The sequence below is a fragment of the Streptomyces sp. NBC_01515 genome (assembly GCF_045040345.1).
In the GTDB taxonomy this organism is placed as follows: Bacteria; Actinomycetota; Actinomycetes; order Streptomycetales; family Streptomycetaceae; genus Streptomyces.
In genome coordinates, this window is sequence record NZ_CP109416.1 from 512,507 (window position 1) to 530,620 (window position 18,114).

Here is an 18,114-nt window from a genome sequence, read left to right on the forward strand (position 1 = left end):
CCGCCACGGCGGGCCCGGAACGGGAAGCGCCCCTCATGAGCCGATCGCATCACCAGCCGTCGCCCCGCCCGCCCGTACGACACCTGGCCGCCCGGCTGCTGACCGGATCCGTACTGGCCGCGTTCCTCGTCTTCTTCGTGCTGCCGGTGCTGTGGCTCGTCCTCGCGGCGACCAAGACCGACCAGCAACTGGTCCACGACAACCCGCTGTCCTTCGGCTCCTTCCACGCGCTGAAGGCCAACTGGGACGCGCTCACGGCGTTCCAGGACAACGCCGTCATGCAGTGGCTCGGCAACTCCGCGCTCTACGCGGTGATCTCGCTGGTCATCACCCTCGCTGTCGCCGTTCCCGCGGGATACGCCCTGGCCATGACCGAGTTCCGCGGTCGGCACACCCTGCTGGTCGCGACCCTGGTCGTGATGCTCATGCCGAACGCCACGCTGGTGGTGCCGTTGTTCCTGGAGATCAACGCGGTGCACCTGATCGGCACGATGTGGTCGATCATCCTGCCGTACTCGTTCTATCCGTTCGGCGTGTACCTGACCTACATCTACTTCACCACCGCCGTACCGAAGGACCTGCTGGCGGCGGCACGGATGGACGGCTGCTCGGAGTTCCGCGTCTTCTGGCACATCGCGCTGCCCCTGGCGACGCCGGTCATCGCGCTCGTGGGCTTCTTCAGCTTCGTCGCCAACTGGACCAACTACTTCCTCCCCTACGTCATGCTCCCCGACAGCAGTCAGATGCCCATCCAGGTGGGAGTCGGCAGCCTGCTCAGCAGCGTGCCGTCCTTCAACCCGGCCGTCGGCACGCTCGCGATCGAGCGGCCGCAGCTGGCCCTGGCGACCCTCGTGGCCATCACGCCCGTCCTGGTCGTCTTCCTCTTCGCCCAGCGCTTCCTGGTCAGCGGGATGCTCGCCGGCGCCACCAAGGAATAGCGGCCCGTCCCGGCCGTCGTCGCCGGCGCGCGCCGTCCCGCCGCCCACCCCGAACGGAGATCTCCCATGCCCTTCAGCTCTGCGGACCGCAGCACGGCCGAGGACGCCGCCGACGGCGGCCCGGTCGCGCCACCCGGAATCGAGGCGGGGGTACCGCTGCTCGAACCACCCGGCTGGGCCCTGGCCCAGCGGTCCCTCTTCGATCTCCTCGACCATGCCTGGCGGCGCTTCGCCCACGACTTCACCGGTCCGGACGGACGGCTGAACTACTCCGGCGCGCTGACCACCCGTGACGGTGTGGACGACTTCTACGAGGTGTTCTTCAACTGGCCCCAGCTCTACCTTCTCGGCGGCGCCGACGACCTGCTGCCCGCCAGCGAAAGGCACTGGGAGGGAGTGACCCGGCAGCTCACCGAACTGGGCATGCTGCACGGGGAGTTCGAGCGCGGCTACGACTGGTTCCACCAGGGCGAGAGCCTGCTCCTGCTCTACTTCCTCAGCATGGCCGCCCCCGATCGATGGTCCGAACGCGCCCTGCGCTTCGCCGACTTGTACGTCGACCCGGCCCACGGCAACTACGACCCCGAGCACCGCGTCATCACCCGCCCACACAACGGCAGCGATCCCGACCGCCGGGGCCTGTTCGACGGTGCCGTCTATCCCTGGCTGGAGAAGGAGGCACAGACCTACGGCTTCCCGCTCGACTGGATCCCCGAGGCCGGCGAGGGCCCCTACCCGCTCTCCGCGGACCCACGTCTCGGCACGCAGATGCGCGACCGGACGGGTGTCGGTGACACGGCGGTCAACCTCGCCGCGGCCGGGCTGGTCCTCAACGCCTGGATCCTGTCCGGCGAGGACCGCTACCGCGACTGGATCGTCCAGTACGTCGGGGCGTGGCGGGAGCGCACCGAGGCGAACGGCGGCCTCGTCCCGGACAACGCCGGCCCGGACGGCGTCGTCGGCAGTCTGCTGGAGGGCCGTTGGTACGGCGGCCACTACGGCTGGTCCTGGCCGCACGGCTGGCACAGCGTGGGCCACGCGGCCTGTGTGGCGGCGCTGGCGGCGGCCACGGTCACCGGCGACGACGGCTACCTCTCCATGGTCGCGACCTCACTCGACACGCTGATCAGCCACAGCAAGGTGATGCCCTACACCGAAGCGGACTCCAGCCTCCCCTCCAAGTGGGAGGTCGAACTCGGCCCCGACGTCGACACACCCACGCCTCACCTGCCGTTCCGCCACAACGACTCGGGCTGGTTCGACCACAACCCGGCCACCCCGCCGGTCCCGGTGGCCCTGTGGCACCACACGGCCTCCGACGCCGACCGTGCGCGGCTGGAGGGGCTGCGCGAGGTCGACGGCATCGACTGGCGGACCGTCCGGCCGTTCCGGGCCAAGGAGGAGTCCGGGCACGAGAAGGCGTGGTTCGCCTTCCTCGCCGGCGACGACCCGGGCTACCCCGAGCGGATCCTCGCCGCCGCCCAGGCCCAGATCCGCCACCGCCTGCGGCGCATCCGGCGCTACCGCGACCTGGACGTGCCCGAGGCCGACATCCACGTGTGGCAGCAGTGCAACCCCGTGGCCACCGAGGCCCTCGTCCAGCTGACGTGGGGCGGCCCCCAGGTGCTGTACAACGGCGGCCTTCAGCAGGCCCGGCTGCGCTATCACGACGCCGACGCCCGCCGGGCCGGCCTGCCGCCGGACGTGGCCGCGCTGGTCACCTCCATCGACCCCGGGGCGACCACCGTCGAGCTGGTGAACCTCTCCCCCGAGTCCACACGCACGGTGATCGTCCAGGCGGGTGCCTTCGCCGAGCACACCATCACCACCGTCCGGTACACGACCTGCGCGGACGACGGCTGGATCGGCGGCATGTACGACTACGGCCACACCGAGCCCGTGGTCACCGAAACCGAGTACGTCTGCGACAGCGCCTTCCTGACGGTCCGGCTGCCCGCGTCCACCCGCATCCGGCTCACCCTGTGCCTGCGACTGCGCACCAACACGCCCAGCTACCGCACGCCGTTCGACGCTCCCGCCGACCGGCCCTCCCCCGGTGCGGAGGAGGAAGCCGCATGAAGCGCGTCGCCCAGACCATCAGGCTCCGACCCGAACACCGCGAGGAGTACCTCGCACTCCACTCGGCCGTCTGGCCCGGCGTGGAAGCCGCCTTGCACCGTTCGAACATCCGCAATTACAGCATCTTCCTCCAAGGCGACGTGCTGTTCGCCTACTTCGAGTACCACGGCGACGACTTCGAGGCCGACATGACCGTCCTCGAAGCCGACCCGTCGACCCAGGAGTGGTGGAAACTCACCGACCCCTGCCAGGAGCCCTGGCCCGACCGTGGCGCTTCCCGGCAGTGGACGGAACTCCCCGAGATCTGGCACCTCGATCCGCCGGGCGACACGACCAGCACCTGACACAACTCGCCCCGGACCACGGGGCCCCACCGGACTTGGACCACCAGTGACCCCCACCGCCGCTCCTCTCATCGACGCCCACCACCACCTGTGGGACCTCGCCCTGCGTCCGCAGCCCTGGCTCGACGACCCCGCTCTGGCAGCGATCCGCGGCACCTTCACCCCCGACGACCTGCGTACCACCGCCACGCGGCCCATCGCGGGCCGCCGTCTGCACAGCACGGTGGCTGTCCAGTGCGTGGCCGACATGTCCGAGACGGAGGACCTGCTCGCGCTCGCGGAGCGGGAGGCGTTGATCGGGGCCGTGGTCGGCTGGGCGGACCTGACGTCCCCGGGGATCGGCGACCGGCTCGACGGGTTGCTCGCCGGGCCGGGCGGCACACGGCTGCGGTCCCTGCGTCACCTCGTACAGGGCGAGACGGATCCGCGATGGCTGCAACGCCCCGATGTCGAAAGCGGGTTGGCGGCGGTGCGGGACCGCGGGCTCTCCTACGACGTGCTCGTCCGCGGCCACCAGCTCGACCAGGCGATCCGGCTGGCCGAGCGGTTCCCGGACCTGCCTCAGGTGCTCGACCACGCCGGGAAACCGTCGATCGCCGACGGTGAACTGGCCGACTGGGAGGGCCGGTTGCGCAGGCTGGCCGCCCACCCGCACGTGGTCTGCAAGGTCTCGGGGCTGATCACGGAGGCGGACCACGGGAAGTGGACCGTCGACGACATCCGCCCGGTGTGGGACGTCCTGCTCTCCGCCTTCGGACCGGACCGGCTGATGTTCGGCTCCGACTGGCCGGTCGCGAACCTCGCGGGCGGCTGGAACCGCTGGGCCGCCACCGTGGACGAACTGCTCCAGGGCTGTTCCGACGCCGAGATCCACTCGATCCTCGCCGGCACCGCGACCGCCTTCTACCGCATCCCCTCCGTGCCGGACGCGGCCGACGTCGCCCCGCACACGATCTGACCACTACGCCCACCCCGTCGCGCGCACCTGTCGCGCCCCCTGCGAACCCGCGCCGGACACCCAACACATCTGCTGACGAAGGGTGCCCGCGCTGAAAGGACCCTGACGACCCGATGCCCCTTGCCGTCCGTTACGTCTCCGCCCGCACTCTGGACACGGCTCCGGCCGAGCCCTCCCCTCCCGGCCCCGGTGAGGTGGAACTGACTCCCGCCTTCGTCGGTATCTGCGGCACCGATCTGCACCTATTCCACGGCGACATGGACGCCCGCGTCGCCGCGCCCGCCGTCCTGGGGCACGAGATGTCCGGCCGGATCGCCCGGGTGGGTCCGGGTGTGGAGGGCTGGCGGACCGGTGACGCGGTCACGGTGATGCCACTGCGCTGGGACGACACCTGCCCGGCCTGCCGCGCCGGCCATCAACACATCTGTCAGCACCTGGACTTCATCGGTATCGACTCCCCGGGCGCGATGCAGCAGCGCTGGACCGTACCCGCCGCCACCCTCGTCCGGCTGCCCGGCACCCTCGCTCTGGACCTGGCCGCGCTCGTCGAGCCCACCGCGGTGGCCGTGCACGACGTGGGCCGCGCCGAGGTCACCGGGGGCGAGAAGGTCGTGGTGGTCGGCGGCGGGCCGGTCGGCATCCTGATCGCGCTGGTCGCGCGGGCGACGGGTGCCGACATCCGGGTGGTGGAGCCGAGCGCCCACCGTCGGCTGCTGGCCGAGGAGTTGGGGCTGACGGCGTGGGACCCGGCCACGGACGATGTGGCGGCACTGGTGGGTCGGTGGACCGGGGACGCGGGCGCGGACGTCGCCTTCGAGGTGTCCGGTGCGGCGGCCGGCGTGGACACGGCAGTGGACGTCCTGGGGGTGCGGGGCCGGCTGTGCCTGGTGGCCATCCACTCCCGGCCCCGCGAGGTGGATCTGCACCGCTTCTTCTGGCGCGAACTCACCCTGGTGGGTGCCCGCCTGTACTCCCGCCGCGACTTCGAGACGGCGGTGGCCCTGGTGGCGGACGGCACTGTTCCGGCCGGGCGGCTGATCAGCAAGGTCGTCCCTCTCACCCAGGCGCCCGCCGCGTTCGAGGCGCTGGAGGGCGGCGGTGACGTGATGAAGATCCTCGTGGACTGCACCGCCGCCACGGCCCACGACGTCCGGGAGGCCGGCGTATGACCTCCTTCGACCTCACGGGGAAGCTCGCCGTCGTCACCGGTGCCCGACGCGGCATCGGCCGTGCCATGGCCCGGGCGCTCGCGGCGGCCGGGGCGGACATCATCGGCGTCAGCGTCGGCCTGGAGGAATCCGGCAGCGCGGTGGAGAAGGACGTCCAGGCCGCCGGGCGCGGCTTCGAGGCGATCCGCACCGACTTCGCCGACCCCGAAGCCGTACGGGCCCTGGGCGCGGACCTGGCCGGACGCGGGCGGCCGATAGACATCCTGGTCAACAACGCGGGCACGATCCGCCGCACTCCGGCAGCCCAACACACCGACGCAGACTGGGAGTTGGTGCTCCAGGTCAACCTCACCGCACAGTTCGCGCTGACCCGTGCGGTGGGCGCGACGATGGTGGACCGCGGCCGGGGGAAAGTCATCTTCACCGCCTCGCTGCTCAGCTTCCAGGGCGGTATCACCGTCCCCGGCTACACCGCCGCCAAGCACGGCATCGCCGGGCTGACCAAAGCCCTGGCCAACGAATGGGCGCCGCACGGTGTGAATGTCAACGCCCTCGCCCCCGGGTACATCGCCACCGACAACACCCGGGCACTCCGCGACGACCCGGACCGCAGCACCGCGATCCTGGACCGCATCCCCGCCGGACGCTGGGGCGACCCGGACGACCTGGCAGGCGCAGCGGTCTTCCTCGCCTCCGACGCCGCCGCCTACCTCCATGGCGTCGTCCTCCCTGTCGACGGCGGATGGCTCGGCCGATGAACTGCTCCAGGAGCTCCCTTGCAGCAACGTGAGATCCCCGGAACATCCGTCGCGCTCACCGAACTCGGCTTCGGAGGGGCGGGGATCGGCAATCTGTTCCGCGTCACGCCGGTGCACGACGCGAAGGCCGCCGTCCACGCGGCCTGGGACGCGGGCATCCGCTACTTCGACACCGCACCGCACTACGGCCTCGGCCTCTCCGAGCGTCGTCTGGGGGCCGCGCTGCGAGACCGCCCGCGGGACGAGTACGCCATCTCCTCCAAGGTGGGCAGGCTGCTGGTGCCCAACGAGGATCCGCGCGGTGTCGACACCGAGGGCTTCGTCGTCCGCGACGACCTGCGCCGTCGGTGGGACTTCAGCCGCGACGGCGTCCTGCGCTGCATCGAGGACACCCTCACCCGCACCGGCCTGGACCGCCTCGACATCGTGTACCTGCACGACCCCGACGACCACTGGCGGCAGGCGGTCGAGGAGGCCATGCCCACCCTCGCGGACCTGCGCCGGCAGGGCGTCGTCGGCGCGATCGGCGCCGGCATGAACCAGTCCGCGATGCTCTCCCGCTTCCTGCGCGAGAGCGCCGCCGACGTGGTCATGCTCGCCGGCCGCTACACACTCCTGGACCAGTCCGCACTGGACGATGTCCTGCCCGCCGCACGGGAACAGGGCAGGAGCGTCGTCGCCGTCGGCGTCTTCAACTCGGGCCTGCTCGCCCTCGACCGGCCCACCGAAGGCATGAAGTACGACTACCAGGACGCCCCACCGGAACTCGTCGCGCGGGCCCTGGCGATCGCCGGGACCTGCGAGGCGCACGGCACCACCCTGCCCGCCGCCGCCATCGCCTTCCCGTTCACCCACCCCAGCGTCGTCAACGTCACCCTCGGCATGCGCAGCCCCGTCGAAGTGACACGGAACGCGGAACTGCACGGGAGTACCGTTCCCGCGGCCCTCTGGGACGACCTCCGCGCTCAGGGGCTGATCAGGCACGTCTGAGAGCGATACCGACGACCGCGTACGGTGGGGCCGGAAAGCGACGCTTTCCGGCCCCACCGGCTACCGCCCCACCAGGTCGGGCAGGCGGCCTGTCACTGGATCGTCCAAGCCTGGTTGGACTGGTTGAGCGGCATCCACTGATCGACGGCGGCTCCGTTCGCCGTCGATCCGCTGCTCACCTCCAGGACCTGCCTGCTCTCGAAGTTGCGGATGAGGTACCCGCCGCTGGTCGGCTCGAAGTACCACAGCTGGTTGTTGCCACCGCCGTAGGTCCCCTGCTGCGCCCCGGTCCCCTTCCAGTGGCTGGAGAAGTTCATCTCGAGGGCCTTGCCGCTGTTCCTGTTCACGATCTTGTAGAGCTGCCCGGTGACCGGAACGATGGTCCACTGCTGGTTGGCGCCACCGGTGCTCGGCCACTGGACGACGCTGCCGCCGTCGGCGGTGGACCATCCGTAGACATCCATCATCTGCCCGCTGTTGACGTTCTTGATCGTGTAGAACGTCGACGGGTTGATGGTCGGCGTACCGGTCGCGTCCTCCAGTGCCCCGTCGGCCCGCTGCACACTGAAGTCCGTGATGTAGAAGTACGCGGCGTCGGTCTTGGCGACCCGCACGTAGCGGAACTGCTGGCGGACGTCGACGTTGCTCGTGAGTGTCGCGGCGAGCGGCAGGGTGTCCGTCTGACGTCCCAGGACGGTGTAGTTGCCGAAGGACGGGTCGTTGGACGCCCGGATCTCGAAGTTGCCGCGGGTCTCCGACTGGTCCAGGTTCTGGCGGGTCGTCAGTGAGAACTGTCCGAGCTGGTAGGCCTGCCCCAGGTCGACCTGCCACCACGCCGAGGAGTCACTTCCGGTGGGCGACCAGCCGGTCGAGTTGTTGTTGTCGACGGCGTTCGCGGCCGGCGTGCCGGAATCGTAGACCGACGAGGAGGACGCCGACTTGTTGTAGGCGAGGTTGAGCTTCGTCGCCAGCCCCTGGTAGGCGGACTCAAGACCGGAGGCCTTGATCACCGAGTCGCCGGACGTCGTGTTGTTGGTGAGCGTGACGTTGGGGCCGTTGCGGTTCTGGTTGATGAATCCGTCGGTACGCGACAGCACGTTGTTCGAGACGGTCATGTTGTCCGACCCCTCGTCCAGGTAGACGCCGTGCACGGCGTTGCCGCAGGCGGACGGCACTCGTATCGCGTCGTGGACGTAGTTGCCGTTGATGACCGTGTTCGGGTCGTTCGAGAGGTGGTAGATACCGGCGGAGTCGCACAGCCGGTTCATCACGTTGCCGATGCGGTTGTAGCTGACGCTGTTGTTGCCTTCGGCGTTGGCCGCCGACTGCCAGCCCCAGCCGAGCGAGATGCCGGCCCACGGAGTGTCGGAGATGTCGTTGTGGTCGATGGTGGTGCTGTTGACGAAGCCCGCGTTGATGCCCGCGGTTCCCAGGTAGTCCACCCCGATCCGGGTGATCAGGTTGTTCTTGACGGTGACGTTCTTGACCACCTCCCGGGCGTCCTCACCAGGCGGTGAGGTGGGCGGGTTGTAGACGGTGTGGTACTCCACGGTCGGGTCGGAGAACTTGCCGACCATGATTCCGTTGCCGGAGATGTCGGAGACGAGGTTGCCGGTCACCGTGCTGTCGTGCACGCCGTGGGACAGGTCGAGGGCGGTGGAGCCCATCTGCGTGAAGGTGTTGCCCGTGAAGGAGACCCGGTCGGCGTCCGCGGCCTGGACCCCGGCCGGCGGGCGACCGACGTACTGGTTGTTCGAGTTGTCCGCCGAGATGTTGTAGTTGCCGCCCTGGGCGTTGAGGTAGCCGTTGACCGTCGGTTCCATCCAGGTGGTCCGGGTGAAGGTGATCCCGGAGAAGCGCAGATCGTGGGCGGGACTGTCGAGGTTCGTGCCCTTGACGTCGAAGAGCGTCTCCAGCGTCGGCGCCTGCACCGCGGCCGTGGACATGTCTTCGCCGGGGCGGGGCTTGTAGTAGACGGTCTGCGCGGCCGTGTCGACGTAGAACTCGCCCGGCTCGTTGAGGAACTCGTGGGCGTTCTCGAAGTGCAGGGGAACGCCGTCGGAGAGCACCGGGAAGGGGCGCTGGAAGAGGATGCCCGCTTCGTGGTCCTGGATGGACACGTTGGCGGTGCCGTTGCTGGAGCTGATCGACTTCAGCCGCAGGAAGCTCTCGCCCCACTGCGTTTCCAGCATCATCTCGACCTGGTTGAGGTGGTCCCAGTTGGGGACCTGCGAACTGAGCACCTTCAGCAGCTTGTTGGGCTTGTCACTGCCCTGGAGCTGGAAGTCGGAGCCGATGTCGGGGAAGCGGGCCCGGGTGGCGCGGACCCCGTTGACGTACAGCTGCCGGAAGTTGAGGGTGCCCACGGACGCCTTGTACTCGCCGTTGGCAGCCGCGGTCCAGCCGGTGACGGCCTTGCCACTGGTGATCACGGGCGTCTCACCGTTGTACGCCTGGTAGACGACCGTGTGGCCGTTGGTGCCCGAGTCACTGGTGCCGAAGCTGATCGGGTCGGTGAGGGGGTAGGTGCCTCCGCGCAGGTTCACGACGATGTCGTCGGCCATGTTCGCGTTGACGGCTCGGACCGCGGTCTTGGCGGCCTGGACGGTTTTGAACGCCGCGGTGGTGCTGGTTCCCGAGTTGCTGTCACTGCCGTTGACAGGGTCGACGTAGAAGTTCGTCGTGGCCGCGTAGGCGGGTTGAACGGGAAGTACGGCCGCGAAGACGACTGTTGCCGCCGCAAGCGCCTTCAGTGTCCCCGCCCCGATGCGTCGAGGTCTCATCTGTGGTGTCCCTCCTCCAGACCCCCGCTGCTTATGAGTTGCATTTATCGACGCACTACGGCACCCCAGTCAAGACGATAGGCATATCTATTTTTCACCGACGCAACGCCGATGACATCCAGACATGCCAGGGCCCAACACGGTGTGCGTTACTCCAGCGGAAGGGAAACAGCAGGTGACAACGGATGGCATCACGTCGATCAAGCTGCGTGGCGCAGCCCGTCCAGCACACTTAGGAGATCAACCCAGATCATAAGTACTACTCATTGAGCACCCTGTTGCCGCCCACTGGACGCGAAGGTCAGCCACATCCCGATGCGCCGGCGTGACCGTGGCTCCGCACACGACCCGCCTCAGGCCCAGCACGGCCGGACGGCGCCCGCCCGTCAACTCCCCGCTGTCGCCCCGAAGGGAAGGGGTGCGCCTGAGCGCAGATACTCCTTCAGCCACCGCTCGGTGTTGCTCACATGCAGCAGTGCCGCGGCCTGGCCGAGGGCGGCATTGCGCGCGGCCAGGGCGTTGAAGATCGCCTCGTGCTCCGCGAGGGTGCGGCCCGCGGCCTTGTCGTCGACCAGACCGCGCCAGATGCGGGCGCGCAGGGTTCGGCCCGAGATCCCTTCGAGGAGGGCGAGGAGGGTCTCGTTGCCCGTGGCCGAGACGACGGCGCGATGGAAGGCCGCGTCGTGGACGTTCAGCCGTTCGACGTCGTCGTGGGCCTCGCGCATGGCGTCCAGATGCCGCTTCACCTCGGCCAGTTGCTCGTCGGAAATCCGCGTGGCGGCCAGGGCCGTGGCCATGGGTTCGAGGAGCCGCCGTACCTCCATGAGGTCCTGCAGGGCGACCGAGTCCCCCTGCAGGAGTTCCACCGCGCCGCCGAGCCCCTCCAGCAGGAGACTCGGCTGCAGGCTGGTCACATACGTGCCGTCGCCCCGCCGGACCTCCAGCACTCGGGCGACGGCCAGCGCCTTGACCGCTTCGCGGGCGAGGTTGCGGGACAGCCCCAGCTGTGCGGCCAGGTCCGGCTCCGGTGGAAGCTTCGCGCCCGGCGGCAGGGAACCCGTCGTGATCAGCTCACGGATCCGCTCGATGGCCTTGTCCGTCAGAGACACCCGGCACCCCTCCCCCGACCGCGCCCGGAGATCGCCCCGGAGATCGGTTGATGGTACTGGGACGTGCGCGAGAGCACTCACGGAGGCGGCGGTGGGCGCTCAGCTTCCTCGCGCAGACATACCATGTTCCGGCGAGAACATAACGCCCGAATCTTCATCAAACATCGTCAACTCCCTTGCCGGATAACGCCTTTCATCCCTGCAACCTGGTTGACACCTCAGGGAGAGACGACAAACCTTCATGCGTGACGCAAAGCGCCGCGCACCCCCCTCTCCCCTTCTGCACCAGGGATGTCTCCATGCCGAGTTCGATCAACAGACGCCACTTCCTGGCCAGTGCGACTGGCGTCGCCGCGACGGCCGTTGCCGGAGGTGCGCTCGACACCGGCACGGCCCATGCGGCACCCACCATGTACACGCCCGACTGGGACTCGGTCGACCGGCATCCGCCGGCCCCGGAGTGGTTCCAGGACGCCAAGTTCGGGATCTACTTCCACTGGGGCGCCTTCAGCGTCCCCGCCTACGACAACGAGTGGTACCCGCGCAACATGTACGAGGCGGGCAGCAACGCCAACCGGCACCACATCACGACCTACGGTCAGCCATCGGCATGGCCGTACCACGACTTCATCAACGGGGCGCGGGACCTCGCGGGCAACTTCGTGGAGTTCGCGCCGAAGCTGAAGTCGGCGGGCGGGAAGTTCGACCCCGACGAGTGGGTGCAACTGTTCGTCGACGCGGGCGCCAGGTTCGCCGGCCCGGTCGCCGAGCACCATGACGGCTTCTCCATGTGGGACAGCCAGGTCAACGAGTGGAACTCGGTACGGAAGGGCCCTGGGCTGGATCTCCTGCGGCTCTTCTCCACGGCCGTCCGCGCCAAGGGCCTCAAGCTGCTGGTGGCCATGCATCACGCGTACCACTTCAACGGCTTCTACGAGTTCGCCCCCGCCCAGACGGACCCCGGACTCAAGAAGTTCTACGGGCAGCTGGGCCCGGCCGCGGAGAACCAGCTCTGGTACGACAAACTCAAGGAAGTCATCGACCGCGCCCAGCCCGACATCCTGTGGCAGGACTTCAAGCTGGACGCCGTCGACGAGAAACAGCGGCTGGACTTCCTGGCGTACTACTACAACCAGGCCGAGAGCTGGGGCCGTGAGGTCGTCGCCACGTACAAGGACGGCATGAACGGCAAGGGCGAGGTCTTCGACTACGAGCGCGGCGGTCCGGGGGACCTGACCTCCCCGTACTGGCTGACCGACGACAGCGTCTCCAGCAGCAGCTGGTGCTACACCGAGGGCATCGGGTACTACACCGTCCAGCAGATGCTGCACTCGTTCCTCGACCGGGTCAGCAAGAACGGCAACGTGCTGCTGAACATCGCGCCGATGGCCGACGGCACCATTCCCCAGGCGCAGAAGGACATCCTGCTCGGCATCGGAGACCACCTGAAGCGCTTCGGCGAGTCGGTGTACTCGACCCGCGCCTGGACGGCGTACGGCGAGGGCCCGACGAAGATGGGCGGCGGTGCGTTCACCACCCCGCACGCCGGCACACCGCAGGACATCCGCTTCACCCGCGACAAGGCCGGCACCGTCCTGTACGCCACCGTCCTCGGCTGGCCCGGCAGTTCACTGACGATCAAGACCCTCGGTTCGGACCGGATCAACCTCTCGTCGTTGACCTCGGTGAAGCTCCTCGGCACCACCGCCGGCACATACGTCGACCTGCCCGCGCCGGCCCAGAACCCGTCCGGCCTCACGGTCACCCTGCCGGCCTCGGCTCCGTACAAGGCCAACGCCTACGTCCTGAAGCTCACCTTCTCCGGCACGATTCCGGGTCTGCGGCCACTCGCCGGCGCCGTCGCCTTCGCGGACGTCGACTACACCGGCGACGCGGGCGTGTTCGCCCTCGGCGACTACACCACGGCCGATCTCACCGCGGCAGGACTGGGCCCGCGCACCCTCTCCTCCCTGCGGCCGGCCCCCGGTTACCAGGTGACCGGCTACACGGAGGACGATTTCAGCGGCACTTCCTGGACGTTCGACAGCGATGTTCCCGACCTGCGGGTCACCGGCAGCAACGATCGGATCGCCTCACTGAGGGTCCAGTTCAACCCGGCGGAATTCTTCCGGGCCACCAACGCCACCAACGGCCTCGCTCTGGACAGCGGCGGCGATGTTGCCTCCGGCTCCGACCTCAAGCAGTGGACCTGGGACGGCAGCAGCAACCTCCAATGGCAGGTGGAGGCGGTCGACGGCGGGTACTACCGGCTGGTCAACCGCGCCAACGGCATGGTCGTCGACGGCTGGGGCGCCACCGCCGACGGCTCCCCCGCCCGTCAGGCCCCGTGGAACGGGGACAGCGACCAGCAGTGGAAGATCACCCACCGGGGCGGCGACCTCTACTCGATCGCCAACCGCACCACCGGCCTGGTCCTCGACGGCGGCGGCGAGGTCGCCTCGGGCTCGGTCACCAAACAGTGGACGTACGGCAGCAGCACCAATCTGCTGTGGTCCTTCACGGCCGTCTGATCCCCGGAACGTGACGGCGGCTGCGGCGCCGTGCTCCTCCCGCACGCCGTGGACCGACAAGTCGAGGCAGGGGAGGTCACCACACGGACGGGTCGCCGGCCCGGAAAAAAAATCGTCGGCAACCTTTGCGCTTCCTGTGACCACTGGAACTTTGCAGCATCGGCACGGTCATGGGAACGGACAGACTTGACTTCCTCCCCCTCCTGAAGGAGGGGGATTCCTACGGCTCGCGCTGTAGGGGTTCCTGTTTCAACGCCGACTGCCCGCCAGGAGAACTCCCTTGAGGTCTTACACCAGCTCCACAGGCCAAGACGGCCAGCCCGGCCGCCAGGATGTTGCAGGCCGCGTTGACGTCGCGGTCATGCACCGCGCCACAATCACACGTCCACGCGCGGACGTTCAACGGCATCTTCGCCGCGACCGCCCCGCAGGCCCCGCATAGCTTGCTGCTGGGGAACCAGCGGTCGATCACGACGAGGTCGCGCCCGTACCAGGCGCACTTGTACTCCAGCATGGAGCGCAGTTGAGTCCACGACGCGTCCGAGATGGCGCGGGCCAGCTTGTGGTTCTTCAGCAGGTTGCGGACGGTGAGGTCCTCGATCACGACCGTTTGGTTCTCACGGACGAGACGAGTCGACAGCTTGTGCAAGTGGTCGCGGCGCCGGTCGGCGATCCGCGCATGCACGCGGGCAACCGTACGGCAGGCCTTCTCCCGGTTCGCGGAGCCCTTCGCCTTCCGAAACAACTCCCGCTGCGCCCTGGCGGGACGAGCGCGGTCACGGCGCTCGTGACGCGGGTTGGTGACCTTCTCGCCGGTGGACAGGGTCACCAGGGAGGTGATGCCCGCATCGATACCGACCGCATTCGTCGTGGCCGGAGCCGGAGCAATGCGGTCGTCGCACAACATCGACACGAACCACCGGCCCGCACGGTCACGGGACACGGTCACCGTGGTCGGTACCGAACCCTCCGGGAGGGGACGCGACCAGCGGATGTCCAGCGGACCGGACATTTTCGCCAGAGTCAGGCGGCCGTTGCGCCACGTGAAGGCGCTCCGCGTGTACTCGGCGGACGCGCGGGACTTCTTCTTCGCCTTGAAGCGCGGGTACTTCGCCCGCTGGGCGAAGAAGTTCCCGAACGCCGCCTGAAGATGCCGCAACGCCTGCTGAAGCGGAACCGAGGACACCTCCGCCAGGAACGCGAACTCCCCGGTCTTCTTCCACTCCGTCAGCGCGGCCGACGACTGCACATAGGAAACACGGCGCTGCTCCCCGTACCAGGCCCGGGTGCGCTCCTCCAGCGCCTTGTTGTAGACGAGACGGACACAGCCGAACGTACGCGACAACTCCGCCGCCTGCCCGCCCGTCGGGTAAAAGCGGTACCTGAACGCCCGCTTAACCTGCTCCGCCATACCTCACACTCTATCAACTCCCGTGTGAGAGACGGGTATCGGACGGTCGGCGGTGGGCGCCGGTCCGCCCCGGCGGCGAACCGACTCCTCCTGCCCTGCTCCGCAGGAGCTTCGTTTCCTACCCCGGCCTAAAGGCCGGGGTATCCACGAAGGAAGGCCCCGATGAAGACAGCACGACAGATCGCGCGGCAGCGAAGGCGCAGACACAGGGCGATGGTGGGCACCACGGTGGCGCTCGGCGTCGCAGGGGTCCTCGTCGCCCTGGTCTTGGCATTGCTCCCCGACCGGGAGACAGACGGCACGTCGGTCGCGCTCGCGTCCGCCGCCGGTACCCCGGCAAGGGTCGCACTCCCGACGGACATCCCGAGTCCCACAGGCACTCCGAGTTCGACGGACTCACCGACGACGAAGCCGTCCGCGCACACCCCGTCGAAACGACCGTCGGCCACGGCCACGCCGAAGGCCTCGCGAGCAGCGTCGACCACGGAACCATCGGCGGGACGGATACGGCCCGGGACCACCTACACGGGCGTCGCCACCGCCTACGAGGCCGGAGACGGAGACGGCGCCTGCCTGTTCGGCCCGAGCGACGACATGATGATCGCGGCGATGAACACCACCGACTACGAGACGTCCAGGGCATGCGGTGCGTACGTCCGCGTCCGCGCGGCGAACGGCGCCTCCATCACGGTGCGGATCACCAACGAGTGCCCGCTGCCCTGCGCTCCCGGGCAAATCGACCTCAGCCGGCAGGCCTTCGCCAAACTCGCCGACCTCAAGGTCGGCCGGATCCCCATCACCTGGAACCTGGTCAGCCCCAGCACGTCCCGGACGGTGTCCATCAGGTACAAGACCGGGTCCAACCCCTACTGGTGCGCCATCCAGGTGATCGGCCATCGCAATCCGGTGGCACGACTCGACGTCCGCACCGGCAGCGGCTGGCGGCAGTTGCCCCGCACCGCTTACGACTACTTCGTATCCGCCGACGGCAGTGGGTGCGGCAGCACGATCAGAATCACCGACGTCTACGGAGAACAGCTGACCGTCAGTGGAATCGCCCTCCGGGCGAACGTCGTGCAACCGACCCGGGTCCAGTTCGCCCAGCACTGATTGATCGCTCTTGGCGCAACGGCGGCCCGCGCCTGACGCGCCTCGGGCTGCCCGGCGAGGCGGACAGCGGCGCCGGTGCGCGCCTGCCCCTGGTGGAGGTGACGGCCACGGGTCACGGTCGCGGCTGGTCGGGCAGCCGCCTCGTCGGCACCGGTCCCGGCGAGCGGCTGCGCGACCGGGCTCACCGCGCGACCCGCGACCGGCACCCCCTCGCCGTCCACCTCCAGGACGCCGAGACCGGAGTGGCCGCCGAGGTGACGTACCGGTCGCAGGACGGTGTGCCCGTTCTGCACCTGGAGTCGGTCAGCTCGCTCGTGGTGGGCTGCCTCGACGCCCAGGACCCGATGACCGTCGATGCCACGGACGTGTGAGCGACGTCAACGGCAGACCCGGCTTCAGCCTGAGCGGACAGGGCACCTGGTCAAGCTGCGGGCACCTGCCCATGGGCGGTCCGACGGACCGCCGTTCCGGCCGCACCTGGGTGTGGCAGATCGAGCACAACGGCGGGGGCCGGCGCTGGCAGAGCGGCGAGCGCGACGAGGCGGCCTACGCGGCACTGTTCGGACGTCGGCGCCGTCGCCGTCGCGCTGGATGACTCCGCCGCCCAGGAATCCGATGCCGGACACGACGCAGGAAGCGACGCCGGCCGGGCTGTTCGCGTCGCCCATGGCCACGCCGCGGAGGACGAAGAGCGGCCACCGTCCCAACCGTCCAGGGCATGACCGGCCGGCTCAGTTGTGTCCGTCGGCTGCCGGGCTACGGAGCCGAACCGCTCGGGGAGGTCGCCGGGGTGCGCTCACGAAGGCTGCCCGCCGCACAGGGGCGCCTTCGCTCGTGTCGGGGAACCCGGAACCCGTTCAGGCCCGCAGCGGGGAGCCGTTGACGGCGACCCGGCGGCCCTCCCTGGTGTGCGGGAAGTAGTCCCAGACGGCGTGGTGCTGCACGCTGCGGTTGTCCCAGAGGACGAGGGTGCGCTCCTGCCAGCGGACCCGGCAGTGCAGCACCTGGGTGCGGGCGATGTGCGCGTACAGCATGTCGAGCAGCGCGTCGCTCTCGGTGCGGGACAGCTCGGTGATGTGCGAGGTGTAGGGGGCGTTGACGAACAGCAGCTTGCGGTCGGTCTCGGGGTGGCGGACGACGACCGGGTGTTGGGTGCGCGGCACCTCGTACTCGGGCGGCGGGGTCTGTCCGGCCGCTGTCCAGGGCAGGGCTCCGTCGTGGACGGCGGTGAGGCTTTCGAGGAAGGTGCGCATCGCCGGAGAGAGAAGTTCGTAGGCGAGGTGCATGTTGGCGAAGACGGTGTCGCCGCCGCTGCCGCCCTCGGGGACGGTGGTGATGTACAGCAGCGAGCCGAGGGAGGGTTCGGCGTCGGCGGTGCCGTCGGCGTGCCAGCCGTTGCCGGCCACGGCCTTGGACTCCTTGGTCGCCTTGATGTCCAGGATGTACGGGTCGGATCCCTCGGGCGCGAGGGCCACGGGATGCAGTTCGCCGAAGACGCCCGCGAAGCGCTTGTGTTCCTCGGGGGTGATGTCCTGGTCGCGAAAGACGAGGACGTGGTGGGTGTGGAAGGCGTGCTTGAGTTCCTTCTCCTGCTGGGGTGTCAGCTCCCGGGACAGGTCGAGGCCGGTGACCTCGGCGCCGAGCAGCGGGGTGATCGGGGCGACGGACAGGGTGTCGTAGGGCTCGGCGGGGCGGGTGGTGAGCCGCTCGACGGCCTTGAGTGCGTACTCCTCCATGGGGGACCTCCGTGGGATCGGTGGGGTGGGTGAGGGTGACCGGCCTACAAGGCCTCGGTCGACGACGGGGCGTCCCGGCCGCTCGTGAACCTCTGCGTGCGCAGGTCGGTGATGTCGAAGGCGTCGGGTGCGGCAGCGGCCTGACGCCGGGAGTACCGCTCGGGCAGGCCGGTGCAGGGGTGCCGCACGCCGGCCTCC

The 18,114-nt window shown here is 69.1% G+C and carries 16 protein-coding genes and 1 pseudogene; 11 read left to right on the top strand and 6 right to left on the bottom strand.

What is annotated here, in order from left to right:
- Positions 1–35: 35 nt before the first annotated feature.
- The 7 genes from OG407_RS01940 (at position 36) to OG407_RS01970 (ending at position 7,236) form a co-directional block, all read left to right on the top strand.
- The gene (locus tag OG407_RS01940; protein ID WP_405854348.1) at positions 36–938 is read left to right on the top strand and encodes a carbohydrate ABC transporter permease; all 903 of its coding nucleotides are present in this window, start codon (positions 36–38) and stop codon (positions 936–938) included.
- 66 nt (positions 939–1,004) lie between these two features.
- Positions 1,005–3,017, top strand: a complete 2,013-nt coding sequence (locus tag OG407_RS01945; protein ID WP_405854350.1) for a hypothetical protein — start codon at positions 1,005–1,007, stop codon at positions 3,015–3,017.
- On the top strand, positions 3,014–3,361 hold the full coding sequence (locus tag OG407_RS01950) for an L-rhamnose mutarotase (RefSeq protein ID WP_405854352.1): 348 nt from the start codon (positions 3,014–3,016) through the stop codon (positions 3,359–3,361). Before OG407_RS01945 ends, OG407_RS01950 begins: the two co-directional genes overlap by 4 nt.
- Positions 3,362–3,407: 46 nt before the next feature.
- On the top strand, positions 3,408–4,319 hold the full coding sequence (locus OG407_RS01955; protein WP_405854354.1) for an amidohydrolase family protein: 912 nt from the start codon (positions 3,408–3,410) through the stop codon (positions 4,317–4,319).
- A gap of 113 nt (positions 4,320–4,432) precedes the next feature.
- On the top strand, positions 4,433–5,488 hold the full coding sequence (locus OG407_RS01960; RefSeq protein ID WP_405854356.1) for a zinc-binding dehydrogenase: 1,056 nt from the start codon (positions 4,433–4,435) through the stop codon (positions 5,486–5,488).
- On the top strand, positions 5,485–6,246 hold the full coding sequence (locus tag OG407_RS01965) for an SDR family oxidoreductase (protein WP_405854357.1): 762 nt from the start codon (positions 5,485–5,487) through the stop codon (positions 6,244–6,246). Before OG407_RS01960 ends, OG407_RS01965 begins: the two co-directional genes overlap by 4 nt.
- Positions 6,247–6,264: 18 nt before the next feature.
- Positions 6,265–7,236: an aldo/keto reductase gene (locus OG407_RS01970; protein WP_405854358.1), complete on the top strand. Its 972-nt coding sequence runs from the start codon at positions 6,265–6,267 to the stop codon at positions 7,234–7,236.
- A 92-nt stretch (positions 7,237–7,328) separates the two neighbouring features.
- Here the strand turns inward: OG407_RS01970 and OG407_RS01975 are convergent, their stop codons facing one another.
- Both OG407_RS01975 and OG407_RS01980 read right to left on the bottom strand, forming a co-directional pair.
- On the bottom strand, positions 7,329–10,019 hold the full coding sequence (locus OG407_RS01975) for an RICIN domain-containing protein (protein WP_405854360.1): 2,691 nt from the start codon (positions 10,017–10,019) through the stop codon (positions 7,329–7,331).
- A 386-nt stretch (positions 10,020–10,405) separates the two neighbouring features.
- Positions 10,406–11,128, bottom strand: coding sequence for a FadR/GntR family transcriptional regulator (locus tag OG407_RS01980; protein ID WP_405854362.1), 723 nt, complete (start codon positions 11,126–11,128; stop codon positions 10,406–10,408).
- A gap of 299 nt (positions 11,129–11,427) precedes the next feature.
- Here OG407_RS01980 and OG407_RS01985 point away from each other — a divergent pair, with 299 nt between their 5' ends.
- Positions 11,428–13,659 carry an alpha-L-fucosidase gene (locus OG407_RS01985; RefSeq protein WP_405854364.1) on the top strand — a complete coding sequence of 744 codons (2,232 nt, stop codon included), beginning with the start codon at positions 11,428–11,430 and terminating at the stop codon, positions 13,657–13,659.
- Positions 13,660–13,879: 220 nt separating this feature from the next.
- Here OG407_RS01985 and OG407_RS01990 read toward each other — a convergent pair whose 3' ends face one another.
- Positions 13,880–15,070 carry an RNA-guided endonuclease InsQ/TnpB family protein gene (locus OG407_RS01990; RefSeq protein WP_405854366.1) on the bottom strand — a complete coding sequence of 397 codons (1,191 nt, stop codon included), beginning with the start codon at positions 15,068–15,070 and terminating at the stop codon, positions 13,880–13,882.
- 162 nt (positions 15,071–15,232) lie between these two features.
- Here OG407_RS01990 and OG407_RS01995 point away from each other — a divergent pair, with 162 nt between their 5' ends.
- The 3 genes from OG407_RS01995 to OG407_RS02005 all read left to right on the top strand — a co-directional run bounded on the left by OG407_RS01995 (position 15,233) and on the right by OG407_RS02005 (position 16,775).
- Positions 15,233–16,180: an expansin EXLX1 family cellulose-binding protein gene (locus OG407_RS01995; protein ID WP_405854368.1), complete on the top strand. Its 948-nt coding sequence runs from the start codon at positions 15,233–15,235 to the stop codon at positions 16,178–16,180.
- Between the two features lie 98 nt (positions 16,181–16,278).
- Positions 16,279–16,551 (top strand): hypothetical protein, encoded by a 273-nt coding sequence (locus OG407_RS02000; RefSeq protein ID WP_405854370.1) that lies wholly within the window; start codon positions 16,279–16,281, stop codon positions 16,549–16,551.
- Complete coding sequence (locus OG407_RS02005; RefSeq protein ID WP_405868994.1) at positions 16,548–16,775, top strand: hypothetical protein; 228 nt, start codon at positions 16,548–16,550, stop codon at positions 16,773–16,775. The genes OG407_RS02000 and OG407_RS02005 overlap by 4 nt, the downstream gene beginning before the upstream one ends.
- On the opposite strand, the pseudogene OG407_RS02010 reads toward OG407_RS02005, so the two are convergent.
- From OG407_RS02010 to OG407_RS02020, 3 genes and pseudogenes are all read right to left on the bottom strand, one after another.
- A pseudogene (locus tag OG407_RS02010) lies at positions 16,759–16,872 on the bottom strand (MgtC/SapB family protein); the annotation flags it as partial. The gene OG407_RS02005 and the pseudogene OG407_RS02010 overlap by 17 nt on opposite strands.
- Before the next feature lie 165 nt (positions 16,873–17,037).
- Positions 17,038–17,916, bottom strand: coding sequence for a TauD/TfdA dioxygenase family protein (locus OG407_RS02015; RefSeq protein WP_405854372.1), 879 nt, complete (start codon positions 17,914–17,916; stop codon positions 17,038–17,040).
- 44 nt (positions 17,917–17,960) lie between these two features.
- Positions 17,961–18,104, bottom strand: coding sequence for a hypothetical protein (locus tag OG407_RS02020; protein WP_405854374.1), 144 nt, complete (start codon positions 18,102–18,104; stop codon positions 17,961–17,963).
- Positions 18,105–18,114: the final 10 nt, after the last annotated feature.

Bases quoted from the DNA above. Each gene is read 5' to 3' on its own strand.
- OG407_RS01995 (WP_405854368.1), top strand. From the start codon at position 15,233: ATGAAGACAGCACGACAGATCGCGCGGCAGCGAAGGCGCAGACACAGG.
- OG407_RS01945 (WP_405854350.1), top strand. From the start codon at position 1,005: ATGCCCTTCAGCTCTGCGGACCGCAGCACGGCCGAGGACGCCGCCGAC.
- OG407_RS01990 (WP_405854366.1), bottom strand. From the start codon at position 15,070: ATGGCGGAGCAGGTTAAGCGGGCGTTCAGGTACCGCTTTTACCCGACG.
- OG407_RS01940 (WP_405854348.1), top strand. From the start codon at position 36: ATGAGCCGATCGCATCACCAGCCGTCGCCCCGCCCGCCCGTACGACAC.
- OG407_RS01960 (WP_405854356.1), top strand. From the start codon at position 4,433: ATGCCCCTTGCCGTCCGTTACGTCTCCGCCCGCACTCTGGACACGGCT.
- OG407_RS01975 (WP_405854360.1), bottom strand. From the start codon at position 10,019: ATGAGACCTCGACGCATCGGGGCGGGGACACTGAAGGCGCTTGCGGCG.
- OG407_RS02015 (WP_405854372.1), bottom strand. From the start codon at position 17,916: ATGGAGGAGTACGCACTCAAGGCCGTCGAGCGGCTCACCACCCGCCCC.
- OG407_RS01985 (WP_405854364.1), top strand. From the start codon at position 11,428: ATGCCGAGTTCGATCAACAGACGCCACTTCCTGGCCAGTGCGACTGGC.
- OG407_RS01965 (WP_405854357.1), top strand. From the start codon at position 5,485: ATGACCTCCTTCGACCTCACGGGGAAGCTCGCCGTCGTCACCGGTGCC.
- OG407_RS01950 (WP_405854352.1), top strand. From the start codon at position 3,014: ATGAAGCGCGTCGCCCAGACCATCAGGCTCCGACCCGAACACCGCGAG.